This window comes from Streptomyces sp. NPDC127114, assembly GCF_042677525.1.
Classification (GTDB): Bacteria; Actinomycetota; Actinomycetes; order Streptomycetales; family Streptomycetaceae; genus Streptomyces.
Map to the genome: position 1 here is coordinate 52,519 of NZ_JBHXTJ010000041.1, position 12,287 is coordinate 64,805.

Here is a 12,287-nt window from a genome sequence, read left to right on the forward strand (position 1 = left end):
ATGACACAGCCGCACCCCACCCCCGAAGCACCCCAGGTGACGGTCCGCGGCGAGGGCCGTCTCGAAGTGGAACCGGAGCTCGCCCGCATCGGCGTGTCGGTACGCGCCAGAGGCACCGACCGGACCGAGGTCCTGGCCGCCCTGACGGCCCGCAACGCCGAGGCCATCACCCTGATCAAGTCGTACGGCCAGGCCGTCGCCACCCTGGAGACCGGCGCCCTGTCCGTCACCCCCGAGCCGGTCCGGCACGGCCGCGGCGAGCGCGTGCGCGCCTACCAGGGCTGGGTACACCTCACAGCCGAACTCACCGACTTCTCCGCCCTGGGCGAGCTGACCATGCGCCTCGCCGACCTGGAATGGACACGCGTCGACGGCCCGTGGTGGTCCCTGCGCCAGGACTCGCCCGCCCACGCGGAAGCCCGCCGACAGGCGGTACGGGAAGCGGTGCGACGGGCGCGCGAATACGCGGAGGCACTCGGCACCTCGCTCGCGGCACTCCTCGAACTCTCCGACACCGGACTCACGCCCGGCATGCCCGCGCCCGCGGGCGGAATGCGCATGGCCTTCGCCGCGGAAGCAACGGAAACACCCGCTCCACTGGATCTCGAACCGCAGCGGCAGACGGTCACCGCGGAAGTCGCCGCGCGATTCACGATGGCGCCGCCCGAACTCTGAGACGAACGGCTTTTCGGCCCTTCAGCCGCTCATCGGAGCGACCCCCCGCACACATTCAAGACTTGTCAACAACCTTTCACGGAAAGGTTGTTGAGTAGTCATGCCCGGCCCCTTCGCTACCCGCTGGTAAGGCCTAGGCTCGCCTTATGCGCCGAGCAAAAATCGTTTGTACCCTTGGGCCCGCCACCGAAACATACGACCAGATCAAGGCATTGATCGAGGCCGGAATGGACGTGGCCCGCTTCAATCTCAGCCACGGCGGCTACGCCGAACACGAAGAGCGCTACCAACGCGTCCGCAAAGCCGCCGAAGAGACCGGCCGCAACGTCGGCGTCCTCGCCGACCTTCAAGGCCCGAAGATCCGCCTCGGCCGCTTCCGCGAAGGCCCCGTACTCCTTGAACGCGGCGACGCATTCACCATCACCGTCGAACCCCTCCAGGGCGACCGCCACACCTGCGGCACCACCTACGCCGGCCTCGCCGACGACGTCACCCCCGGCGAACGCATCCTCGTCGACGACGGCCGCGTCACCCTCGAAGTCACCTCCGTCGACGGCCCCCGAGTCCACACCCGCGTCATCGAAGGCGGCATGGTCTCCGACAACAAGGGCCTCAACCTCCCCGGAGTCGCCGTCTCCGTCCCCGCCCTCTCCGAAAAAGACGTCGACGACCTCCGCTGGGCCCTGCGCACCGGCGCCGACGTCATCGCCCTCTCCTTCGTCCGCAGCGGCCGCGACATCGAGGACGTCCACCGCATCATGGACGAGGAAGGCCGCCGCGTCCCGGTCATCGCCAAGATCGAGAAGCCACAGGCCGTCGAGAACATCGACGACATCGTGGCCGCCTTCGACGGCATCATGGTGGCCCGCGGCGACCTGGGCGTCGAAATGCCCCTGGAGCAGGTGCCGATCGTCCAGAAGCGGGCGATCAAGCTCGCCAAGCGGAACGCCAAACCCGTCATCGTCGCCACCCAGATGCTCGACTCGATGATCGAGAACTCCCGCCCCACCCGCGCCGAAGCCTCAGACGTCGCCAACGCCGTCATCGACGGCACCGACGCCGTGATGCTCTCCGGCGAGACCAGCGTCGGCAAGTACCCCATCGAGACCGTGCGCACCATGAGCCGGATCGTCGAGGCGGCCGAGGAGGACATCCTCGCCAAGGGCCTGCCGCCGCTGACCGAGCGCAGCAAGCCCCGCACCCAGGGCGGCGCCGTGGCCCGCGCCGCCGCCGAGATCGGCGACTTCCTCGGCGCGAAGTTCCTCGTCGCCTTCACCCAGTCCGGCGACACCGTCAAGCGACTGTCCCGCTACCGCTCCCCGATCCCCCTCCTGGCCTTCACCCCCGACCCGGCGACCCGCTCCCAGCTCAACCTCACCTGGGGCGTGGAGACCTTCCTCGGCCCGCACGTCGACTCGACCGACGCCATGGTCGCCCAGGTCGACGAGGAACTGCTGCGCATCGGCCGCTGCAAGAAGGGGGACATCGTGGTCATCACGGCCGGCTCGCCGCCCGGCGTGGCGGGCTCCACCAACATGGTGCGCGTGCACCACATCGGGGACCCCGTCACGAACTGAGGCTCAGTACTTGGGGCCGACGTGGGCGTCCATGAGGGCGACGGAGGCCCTGCGAGCAACGGAGATGTTGTACGGCCTGCCCGCACGCGTGCAGTGCGTCCACTCGACGCCCAGCTTGTCGAGCGTGTCGGTGTAGAGGCGCCGGATGTCGTCGGAGACATTGGTGAAGAAATAGCGGACGTACTCGTACCGCTTCTTCTCGCCTCGCACGACGCGACTCGCCCAGTTGATCAGCCGACACCCGTCGGAGTGGATCAGCCCCCGCACGAACTCCCACGGGTGCGCGTCGACGATCTCCTGCTGCCAGGGCTCGAGCACGATGCGCCGCTCGTGCTTCTTGCCGGGGCCGTGCTGGGGGAACAGACACTTCCAGTGCCGGCCGTAGCTTGTGACGGCGACGCACCCCTGCTTCTTGAGGATGCAGATGCTTCCTTCCGGCCGTACGGCCAGCATCGCCTCGCGGCACGCCTCGATCAGCCCGGGCCAGGCGTCGGAGCAGGCGATGCGGAGATGGTGGCCGCCTCGGGGGTGGTCGCTGATGCAGCCGTCGCCGAGGTAGAGGCCGAGCAGGTAGGCGTATGCCGCCGTGTCCTGCGGTGCCCCGGGTGCCGGACGGCACCGCGGGCAGGGCCGGGATTGACCGCCGATGGTGGCGAGCGGTTCAAGGCGCGTCCGCCAGGCCTGTAACGCGGCTCGCGAGATTCCGGTCTGCTTGCTCACCGAGTTGAGACTGTGGCCTCGAGCGACGAGAGCGAGCGCCTGTTTGCGCGTTTCGATGTCGTACATGCAGGCGATCGTGGCTCTGATGTGCGCTTCGCGTGGCGCGGATGCAGGAGGACTCACGCGTGTGGGTGACTAACTCCCAACATGGTCCAACCTTGGGATCGAAGGTAAAGTGCCCCGGGTGGGATTCGAACCCACGCTGAATGGTGTTTGAGACCATCGCCTCTTCCGCTGGGCTACCGGGGCCCCTTCGAAACGAAGGTCATTGGCAACCTGCTGTGTCTCAAACATACAGGACCTAGGTAGGCTCAGGTAGCAGTAGCTGCCCCGCAACGAGGAGCCCCCGTGACCGCCCCCGAGTCGCCCCAGCCCGCCGCCGACGACGACGCCGCGACCGCGTCGCACGTCCCGCCGCTGACGACCCGCGTCGTCATCGCCGAGGACGAGGCCCTCATCCGCCTCGACCTCAAAGAGATGCTGGAGGAGGAGGGCTACACCGTCGTCGGCGAGGCCGGTGACGGGGCCCGGGCCGTCGAGCTGGCCCGCGAGCACCGCCCCGACCTCGTCATCCTCGACGTGAAGATGCCGGTCCTCGACGGCATCTCGGCCGCCGAGAAGATCGCGGGCGAGTCCATCGCCCCGGTCCTCATGCTCACCGCCTTCTCCCAGCGCGAGCTCGTCGAGCGCGCCCGGGACGCCGGCGCCATGGCGTACCTGGTGAAGCCGTTCAGCAAGAGCGACGTGGTGCCGGCCATCGAGATGGCCGTCTCCCGTTTCGCGGAGCTGCGCGCCCTGGAGAAGGAGGTCGCCGACCTCTCGCAGCGTCTGGAGACCCGCAAGCTGGTCGACCGGGCCAAGTCGGTCCTGCAGACGCAGTACGGGCTGACCGAGCCGGCGGCGTTCCGCTGGATCCAGAAGACGTCGATGGATCGCCGGATGTCGATGCAGCAGGTCGCGGAGGCGGTCATCGAGGACGCCGAGGAGAAGAAGGCCGCCAAGGCCAAGGATCAGTAGCGCCGGGGGAGATGAAGCCCCGCGGACATGAAGAAGGCCCGCCCCACGTCGTCGTGGGGCGGGCCTTCTGTCCGTGGTGGGCGGGGTGGACGTTACTCCTCGCCGAGGTACGTCTTGCGGACGTCGTCGTTGACGAGCAGGTCCTGGCCGGTGCCGGACAGCTTGATCTTGCCGACCTCGAGCACGTAGGCCTGGTCCGCGAGGGACAGTGCGGCCTGGGCGTTCTGCTCGATCAGCAGGATGGTCATGCCCTCCGCCTTGAGCGTGGCGATGGTCTCCATGATCTTCTGCATCATGATCGGGGACAGGCCCATCGAGGGCTCGTCCAGCATCAGCAGCTTGGGCTGGGACATCAGTGCCCTGCCCATCGCCAGCATCTGCTGCTCACCGCCCGAGAGGGTGCCGGCGGCCTGCTTGCGGCGCTCGCCCAGGATCGGGAAGAGGTCGTAGGCGCGCTGGATGTCCCGCTCGATGCCGTCCTTGTCGCTGCGCAGGAAGGCGCCCAGCTGGAGGTTCTCGGCGATGGTGAGCCGGGGGAAGATGTGCCGGCCTTCGGGGGAGTGGGCGAGGCCCAGGGAGACGACTTTGTGGGCGGGGACGCCGTTGAGCGGCTGGCCGTCGAAGGTGATCTTGCCCGAGGTGGGCTTGAGGAGGCCGGAGAGGGTCCGCAGGGTCGTGGTCTTGCCGGCGCCGTTGGTGCCGATCAGGGCGACGACCTGGCCGGCCTCGACGGAGAAGGAGATGCCCTTGACGGCCTCGATCTTGCCGTAGGCGACCCTGAGGTCCTCGACCTCGAGAAGAGCGGTCACTTGGTGTCTCCTTCGGTGGTGCTGTACTCGTCGGCCGGGTCCGCCGGTGCCGCGTCGGCGGGCTCGGCGTCGTCGGCGTCCGCCGGAGCGTCCTCGGCCGTGGCCTCGTCCGTCTCCTCGGCCGTCTCCGCCTCATCGGCGGTGGCCTCGGCGGCTTCGGCGGCGGCCTCGGCCTCCGCGTGGGCCTCCGCGGCCTCGACCTCGGCGACCTCGGCCTCGCCCGGCGCGCCCTCGTACGGCGTGCCGAGGTAGGCGGCCACGACGCGCTCGTCGCCCTGGACGACTTCGGCGGTGCCTTCGACGAGCTTCTCGCCCTGGACGAGGACGGCGACCCGGTCGCACAGCTTGAAGATGAACTTCATGTCGTGCTCGATGACCAGGACGGCGATGCCGCGGTCGCGGATCGCGAAGACCAGCTCTTCGGTGGTGCGGGTCTCGCTCTGGTTCATGCCGGCCGTCGGCTCGTCGAGCAGCAGCAGGCCGGGGTCGCTGGCGAGCGCGCGGGCGATCTCCAGCTTGCGCTGTTCGCCGTACGGCAGGTTGCGGGCGAGGTGCTCGGCCTTGTTCGCGAGGCCGACGAACTCCAGGAGTTCCATGGCCCGTTCGCGGGAGGCGGCTTCCGCCTTCTTGAAGCCGGGGCCGCGCAGCAGCGCGGACCAGAGGCCCTCCTTGGTCCGGGTGTGGCGTCCGACGAGGACGTTCTCCAGGACCGTCATGTTGGAGAAGAGGCGGATGTTCTGGAAGGTACGGGCGATGCCGGCCTGGGTGACCAGGTGCGGCTTCGGCGGCAGGACGGTGCCCTTGTAGCTGACCTGGCCCTCGGTCGGGACGTACAGACCGGTCAGGCAGTTGAAGAAGGTGGTCTTGCCGGCGCCGTTGGGGCCGATGAGGCCGACGATCTCGCCCTCGCGGACGGTCAGGTCGACGTCGCGCACGGCGGTGAGGCCGCCGAAGCGCATGGTCACGCCGCTGGCGTCGAGGACGGTCGCGGCCGTAGCGGTCTTCGCGGCGCCGGTTTCGGTGGTGGTCGTCATGTCGTTCACGCCCCCGCCTTCGCCGTGCCGTCGGCCTGCGCGTCCGCCTCGGCGGACTGGCGCTGCTCCGGTACGGCGAGCTGGTCGTCGTCGTTCTCGTGGAATTCCAGCTGCGCCCGCTTGTTGGCGATGAGGCCTTCGGGGCGGAAGCGCATGAGCAGGATCAGGGCGATGCCGAAGCCGAGCAGCTGGTAGTCCTGGAGGAACTGCAGCTTGGCCGGGATCAGGAAGAGCAGGGCGGAGCCGACGATGGGGCCGGTGATGGTGCCCATGCCGCCGAGGATGACGGCCGCGAGGAGGAACGCCGAGTTCGGCGGGACGGGACCGGCGAACACGTAGTTCTCGGGGACGACCGTGGTGTTGACGTGTGCCTGCACGGTGCCCGCGAGGCCGGCGAGGGCCGCGCCGAGGGCGAAGGCGACGAGCTTCACTCGGAAGCCGTTGATGCCCATCGCGGTGGCGGCGGTCTCGTCCTCGCGGATGGCGACCCAGGCGCGGCCGATGCGGCTGTTGCCGGCGCGGGAGAAGACGAGTACGACCAGCGCCATGATGAGGATCATGAGCAGGTAGTAGTTGGCGTACGCGCCGAGTTCGATGCCGAGGACGGTGTGCGGCTCGCCGAAGTTGTAGCCGAAGAACTCGAGCTGCGGGATGTTCGGGATGCCGTTCGGACCGTTGGTGATCTGCGGGCCGGAGGTGCCGTCGAGGTTGCCCATGGCGATGCGGAAGATCTCACCGAAGCCGAGGGTCACGATGGCGAGGTAGTCGCCGCGCAGTCGCAGGGTCGGGGCGCCGATGACGACGCCGAAGACGAGCGAGGCGGCCATGCCGGTGAGCGCGGCGGCCCAGAAGGGGAACTGGACTCCGAAGGCGGAGGAGGTGGCTCCGGAGACCAGGGCCGCGGTGTACGCGCCGACACCGAGGAAGGCGACGTAACCGAGGTCGAGCAGACCGGCGAGGCCGACCACGATGTTCAGGCCGAGGGCGACGGTCGCGAAGATCAGGATGTTGACCGCGATCAGCGTGTAGGTGTCGCCGCTCTGCTGGATGAACGGGAAGGCGATCGCCATGACGATGCTGGCGGTGATCGTCACCTGGCGGTTGCGCGCGGTGATCTGCGCGAGCCGCTGGGTGAGACCGGACTTGACCAGAGCCGTGGCGGCGGAGCCGACCAGGATCAGGTACGCGATGAAGAGCTGCGGCTCCGAGTCCTCGGTGTCGATGCCGAAGGTGACCACGTAGAGGCCGAGGGCGAAGACGGCGACGATGATCAGGATCTCGGCCCACGAGGGGAGCGCCTTGGCGGGCGTGGCCTTGCGGGTGTCGTCGGGCAGCTTGTACGCGGCGATTGCCGGGATGGCGGCGGCGACGACGGCGACGCCGGCACCGGGCTCCAGGTCTACCAGGGCACCCAGCTCGACGATGATCGATATCGCGGTGAACAGGGTGGTGGCGAAGGTGCCGAGGGCCAGGATCCACAGCACCTTGCGGGCGCCGGTGGGGATCAGCCAGCCGAGGCCCTTGACGCCGAGCCCGGCCAGCGCGTGGGCGCCGGTGAGGACGGCCCCGACGAGCGTCAGCATCTGCAGCGGGGCGGGGTAGCCGTAGACCGTGAGGTTGCCGGGGAAGGCGGTGGTCCACGTCCAGGCGAGGAAGGTGCTGGCGACGGTCGCGACGGAGCCGGCGACGATCGTCCACAGCAGCGCGGCGGGGGCGACGGACGTCTTGGCCACGGTCGTGGTGGTCTCGGTGGTGATGGTGTTCTCGCTCATGGTGCTCACGCCCTGTCCGCGACGCGCTCGCCGAGCAGGCCCTGAGGCCGGACCAGGAGCACGAGGATGAGGAGGACGAAGGCCCACACGTTGGACCAGGCACCGCCGCCGAGCTGCTGCATGCCGGGGATGTCTTCGATGTAGGCGATCGAGAGGGATTCGGCGATGCCGAGGACCACGCCGCCGACCATGGCGCCGTAGATGTTGCCGATGCCGCCGAGGACGGCGGCGGTGAAGGCCTTGAGGCCGAGGATGAAGCCCATCTCGAAGTTGATCTGGCCCTTGTCGAGGCCGTAGGCGACGGCGGCGACGGCGGCGAACGCGGCACCGATGGCGAAGGCCATGACGATGATGCGGTCGGTGTTGATGCCCATCAGCTTCGCGGTGTCGGGGTCCTGTGCGGTGGCCTGCATGGCGCGGCCGCTGCGGCTCTTCGAGACGAAGAGGCCGAGGGCGAGCATGCAGAGCGGTGCGAGGACGAGGACGAAGGCGTCGGCCCGCTGGATCTGGAGGCTTTCGGTGATCTGGAAGGCCTCGCCCTTGAACTCGGGGAAGCTGACGGCCTTCTTGGCGTCCGGGTAGAACTGCCAGACCAGCTGCTGGAGCGCGATGGAGAGGCCGATTGCGGTGATGAGCGGGGCGAGCCGCGGCGCGTTGCGCAGCGGGCGGTAGGCGAACCGCTCGGCGGCGGTGGCGACGGCCACGGAGGCGATCGCGCCACCGAGGATCATGAGCGGGATCGCCACCAGAAGGGACGTTCCGCTCGGCAGAGCGGTGTAGGTGGTGAGGGCGCCGAAGCCCCCGATCATGAAGATCTCGCCGTGGGCGAAGTTGATGAGCTGGACGATGCCGTAGACCATGGTGTACCCGATGGCGATGAGGCCGTAGAGGGCACCGAGGGCCAGACCGTTGGCCAGCTGTTGCGGCAGTTCGTGCACCGCAGGCCTCCGATGAGCTTGTCGGATAAGACTCCGCGCGAGGGCGCTGTTTGCGCCCGCGCGCGGCTTTGGTGAGTTGGTGCGGGTTTCCCGGCGCCTGACCGTGGGGCGCGGCGCCGGGTCGGTGGTGCTTACTGGTTGAAGGTGTCGCTCTTGACGTCGATCCACTTGCCGCCCTCGACCTTGTAGACCGTGAGCTGCTTGTTGGTGGTGTCGCCGTACTCGTCGAAGGAGACCTTGCCGGTCACGCCGTCGAAGGAGACCTTGCCGAGGGCCTCGGTGACCTTGGCGCGGGCGTCGGACGGCAGCTTGCCGTTGTTGGCCTGGACGACGGCCTTGACGGCCTGGATGATCGCCCAGCCGGCGTCGTAGGAGTAGCCGCCGTAGGCCGCGTACGGGTCCTTGTAGCCGGCCGCCTTGTAGTCCTCGATGAACTTCTTGGCGGTCGGGAGCTTCTCGACCGGGTAGCCGATCGAGGTGGCCAGGTCGCCCTCGTTGGCCTCGCCGGAGGCGCTGATGAAGGCGGGGTCGTAGATGCCGTCGCCGCCCATGACCGGGACCTTGGCGCCGGTCTTCTTGATCTGGTCGGAGAGCAGGCCGCCCTCGGGGTACTGGCCGCCGAAGTAGACGGAGTCGGCGCCGGTGCCCTTGACCTTGTCGGCGGTGGAGGAGAAGTCGGTCTCCTTCACGGTGACGTGGTCGGTGCCGACGACCTGGCCGCCGAGGCGCTTGAACTCGTCGGAGAAGATCGCCGCGAGGCCGGCGCCGTAGGTCTGCTTGTCGTCGACGACGAAGACCTTCTTCTTGCCGGCGTCCTTGAAGAGGTACTGGGCGGCGAACTTGCCCTGGACCACGTCGGTGGCGGCGGTGCGGAAGTAGGTCTTGAAGGGGCGCTTGAAGTCGCCCTTGCCCCAGTTGTCGCCCTGGGAGAGCGACGGGTTGGTGTTGGCGGGGGAGACCTGCGCCAGGTTGGCGGAGGCGAAGACGCCCTGCATCTGCTGGGAGACGCCGGAGTTCAGCGGGCCGACGACGCCCACGACGTCCTTGTTGCCGACCAGCTTGGTGGCGTTGGCCTGGCCGGAGGCCGGGACGGCCTGGTCGTCGAGGGCCTCGATCTTGAAGGTGACGCCCGGGACTTCCTTGTTCTTGTTGGCGGTCTGGACCGCCAGGTCCACGGAGTTCTTGATGCCCTGGCCCAGGGCGGAAAGCGAACCGGTGAGCGGGGCGTCCACACCGATGACGACGGTGGTGGTGCCGCCGGCGTTGTCGCCGCCGCCCTTGCCCTCGTCACGCGAACCACAGGCGGTGAGGGTGAGCGCACCCGTGGTGAGCACGCTGGTCAGGATGAGCAAAGAACGGTGTCGCACGAAGATTCCTTTCCCTGGCGCGGCCCCCTCGAGCTGAGGCGGTGCCGTGAAGCTGTGTAGCTAGAGGTGCCGTTTTCGATGCCGGGCCGTACTGGTGGAGCAGGGCCGTGCAGAGGAAGCGCCCGGCGGCGCGGTGACTGGCCGTGACTCTAAGCGCAGCCGGACAGAGACCGGGAGCGCCGAGGTCATGATGTGACTGTCTTGTTATGCCGACAGGGGGAACCGGTGTGCAGGCCATGGGCAAACCGGGACATAAGGGTCACTACCCCGGTGTTCACATGCTGAGAACGCCCAGTTCCGCTAAGGGGCTTGGGGAGATCTTGGTGCTTACGGTGCAGTTGAGCAGCTGTCCGGATAGCGGACACCCCTCCTGATCTCAGCGAACGGCGCGACTGACCGGAACCCTCCGTTCCGCCCGCGGTGCCACTTCGTGGGAACGTCACGCAGAGTCACGGAGGTGATGGCCGAGAACCGCTGGTAGGTACGCGCTGTTCGCTGGGCGGTCGCCAGTTCTCCGAACTTCCCGTCGCGCCCTTCGCCGCCTCGCAGCGCCGCCGGGTCTCACGGTCGGTCAGCGCGAAGGCCGCCTCGCGGCCCGCGCGGCGCTCCTCCGCCCGCGCCGCGACGAGCACGTCGTCGTGGATCCCGTACTGCTCGTTCGACATCCCCTTCTGCTCCCAGTCGAGCCCCGCCCACTTGCTGCCCTTCAGGGCCTCTTTCACCCAGTAGGACACGAGACTTGTGCACACGTCCGCGGGTGAACTGGTACGGGGGGACGGCGCCGCGGCCGGCTCGCGGGGCGCCTCGCAGCCGGCCGACAGGGCCAGCGCGCAGCCGGTCAGGGCCGCGGCGAGCACGGCCCTGACCGGGGCTGACGGCCTCGGGATCACGGCAGTTGGACGTACGGCCTCAGGAATTCACGGGCGCCGGGGGTGTCGAGGCGGTACACGACATTGGTGGCGTAGCAGGGCATGTCGCCCGTGATGGTGGTCGCCACCAGGGTCCGCCTCCCGTCGACCGTGGCGAAGTTCGGGCCGCCCGAATCGCCGTAGCAGGCACCGCCGTTGCCCTGCGGTGCGGTCATGCCGAGCCGGATCCACGCGTTGTTCAGGGCCTCGAAGGTCACCGGCGCCTTCATGCGGACCCCGCCGCCCGGGTGGGTGTGACCGCCCGGCCCGCGCTGCGACTCCTCGGTGCCGTAACCGGCGACGACGAAATCCGTGTCGTTCAGTCTCCGAGGACCGAGCGCGTCCAGCCGGCCGGCCGTCGGCAGGGTCGCCGGAGTGAAGCTCCAGCGCTCCTTGATCTTGGCCGAAGGCAGCTCGATCACGGAGATGTCATGGGTGTCGGAGGCCGGTCCCGGGTAGGCGGGGTGACTGTGTGCGACGCCCTCCACGGCCACGGCGCGCGCCACGGCCGCCGGGTCACCCGGGTGCTCGGCGGCGGCCCGGTCGAGACCGGCCTGCACGTCCTGGTCGAGGGAGACGTAGAAACGCACGTTCTCCGGCCAGTCGGTCGTGCAGTGCGCCGCGGTGAGGAAGGTGTCGGCGTCGACCATCGTCCCGGAACACACCCAGTCGACCCGGTCGGGCGTCCTCGGGTCGTCGTCGTTGTCCCAGGTGGCCACCAGCGCACCGACCTCGGTGCGCTCGGGCGCGGGTGTCGCGTTGTACGAGTTGATCGCTGCGGACGGGATCGCGGTGGCGAGAACGGCAGCGCAGGCCGCGGCGGTCACGGCGGTCGCCACGGTCGTGGTGCGAATCGCGGTCAAGGAAGCCCCTCGGTCTGTGAGTGGACCGCCAGTGAAGCGGCTGTCACCGGAGGAGACAAGAGTCCCTGAGGAAACGGGAGTTGAGAAACCACGACCCCGAGGCCGAAGCCGCCAGGCAGGAAGGCGCCCGGAACCGAATCGACTCCGGGCCGGCGCACGGCAACGGCGGGAAGGGGCCCGGGGCCGAGGCCGACGAACGGGGAGGGGCCGGGAACCGAACCGGACCCGAGTCCGAGGCCGGCGGGGAGGGGCCGGAAACCGAACCGGACCCGAGTCCGAGGACGGCGGGGAGGGGCCGGAAACCGAACCGGACCCGAGGCCGACGACGGCGGGAAGGGGCCGGGACTGGAGCAGACCCGGCGCATGGCAACGGCGGGAAGGTATTCGGGGTCGAGGTGACGACGGCGGGAAGGGGTTCGGGGCCGAGGTCACGACGGCGGGGAGGGGTTCGGGACTGGAGCAGACCCGGCGCATGGCACGGCGGGAAGGGGTTCTGGGTCGAGGTGACGACGGCGGGGAGGGGTTCGGGGTCGAGGTGACGACGGCGGGGAGGGGTTCGGGGTCGGAGCGGGGGTGGGGGTGTCCGGACGTTTAGGCCCTGTCTCTT

At 69.0% G+C, this 12,287-nt stretch carries 11 protein-coding genes and 1 tRNA gene; 3 read left to right on the forward strand and 9 right to left on the reverse strand.

From position 1 onward, the window contains the following. Window positions 1-675 (forward strand): SIMPL domain-containing protein, encoded by a 675-nt coding sequence (locus ACFVGS_RS30330; protein ID WP_385694904.1) that lies wholly within the window; start codon window positions 1-3, stop codon window positions 673-675. A gap of 146 nt (window positions 676-821) precedes the next feature. After that, a complete protein-coding gene (gene pyk, locus ACFVGS_RS30335) occupies window positions 822-2,252 on the forward strand; it encodes a pyruvate kinase (RefSeq protein WP_385694907.1) in 1,431 nt (476 codons plus the stop codon). A 3-nt stretch (window positions 2,253-2,255) separates the two neighbouring features. Here pyk and ACFVGS_RS30340 read toward each other — a convergent pair whose 3' ends face one another. Further along, window positions 2,256-3,038, reverse strand: a complete 783-nt coding sequence (locus ACFVGS_RS30340; RefSeq protein ID WP_385694910.1) for a transcriptional regulator — start codon at window positions 3,036-3,038, stop codon at window positions 2,256-2,258. A gap of 110 nt (window positions 3,039-3,148) precedes the next feature. After that, window positions 3,149-3,221, reverse strand: a tRNA-Leu gene (locus ACFVGS_RS30345). A gap of 99 nt (window positions 3,222-3,320) precedes the next feature. On the opposite strand from ACFVGS_RS30345, the gene ACFVGS_RS30350 reads away from it, so the two are divergent. Then, a complete protein-coding gene (locus ACFVGS_RS30350) occupies window positions 3,321-3,989 on the forward strand; it encodes an ANTAR domain-containing response regulator (RefSeq protein WP_385694913.1) in 669 nt (222 codons plus the stop codon). A 92-nt stretch (window positions 3,990-4,081) separates the two neighbouring features. Here ACFVGS_RS30350 and ACFVGS_RS30355 read toward each other — a convergent pair whose 3' ends face one another. From ACFVGS_RS30355 to ACFVGS_RS30385, 7 genes are all read right to left on the reverse strand, one after another. Then, window positions 4,082-4,798, reverse strand: a complete 717-nt coding sequence (locus tag ACFVGS_RS30355) for an ABC transporter ATP-binding protein (RefSeq protein WP_384418863.1) — start codon at window positions 4,796-4,798, stop codon at window positions 4,082-4,084. Further along, a complete protein-coding gene (locus ACFVGS_RS30360) occupies window positions 4,795-5,832 on the reverse strand; it encodes an ABC transporter ATP-binding protein (protein ID WP_385694925.1) in 1,038 nt (345 codons plus the stop codon). Before ACFVGS_RS30360 ends, ACFVGS_RS30355 begins: the two co-directional genes overlap by 4 nt. A 5-nt stretch (window positions 5,833-5,837) precedes the next feature. Further along, entirely contained in the window at window positions 5,838-7,604 is a 1,767-nt protein-coding gene (locus tag ACFVGS_RS30365) for a branched-chain amino acid ABC transporter permease (RefSeq protein ID WP_384418861.1), read from the reverse strand. Between the two features lie 5 nt (window positions 7,605-7,609). Next, a complete protein-coding gene (locus tag ACFVGS_RS30370) occupies window positions 7,610-8,542 on the reverse strand; it encodes a branched-chain amino acid ABC transporter permease (protein ID WP_384418858.1) in 933 nt (310 codons plus the stop codon). A 131-nt stretch (window positions 8,543-8,673) separates the two neighbouring features. Then, a complete protein-coding gene (locus ACFVGS_RS30375) occupies window positions 8,674-9,909 on the reverse strand; it encodes a branched-chain amino acid ABC transporter substrate-binding protein (RefSeq protein WP_384420000.1) in 1,236 nt (411 codons plus the stop codon). 449 nt (window positions 9,910-10,358) lie between these two features. Beyond that, window positions 10,359-10,766, reverse strand: a complete 408-nt coding sequence (locus tag ACFVGS_RS30380; protein WP_384419997.1) for a hypothetical protein — start codon at window positions 10,764-10,766, stop codon at window positions 10,359-10,361. Window positions 10,767-10,795: 29 nt separating this feature from the next. After that, the gene (locus ACFVGS_RS30385) at window positions 10,796-11,680 is read right to left on the reverse strand and encodes a trypsin-like serine protease (protein WP_385694918.1); all 885 of its coding nucleotides are present in this window, start codon (window positions 11,678-11,680) and stop codon (window positions 10,796-10,798) included. Between the last annotated feature and the right edge of the window lie 607 nt (window positions 11,681-12,287).

Excerpts from the sequence above, each read along its gene's own strand:
- ACFVGS_RS30340 (WP_385694910.1), bottom strand. The coding sequence starts at position 3,038 with ATGTACGACATCGAAACGCGCAAACAGGCGCTCGCTCTCGTCGCTCGA.
- pyk (WP_385694907.1), top strand. The coding sequence starts at position 822 with ATGCGCCGAGCAAAAATCGTTTGTACCCTTGGGCCCGCCACCGAAACA.
- ACFVGS_RS30360 (WP_385694925.1), bottom strand. The coding sequence starts at position 5,832 with ATGACGACCACCACCGAAACCGGCGCCGCGAAGACCGCTACGGCCGCG.
- ACFVGS_RS30365 (WP_384418861.1), bottom strand. The coding sequence starts at position 7,604 with ATGAGCGAGAACACCATCACCACCGAGACCACCACGACCGTGGCCAAG.
- ACFVGS_RS30330 (WP_385694904.1), top strand. The coding sequence starts at position 1 with ATGACACAGCCGCACCCCACCCCCGAAGCACCCCAGGTGACGGTCCGC.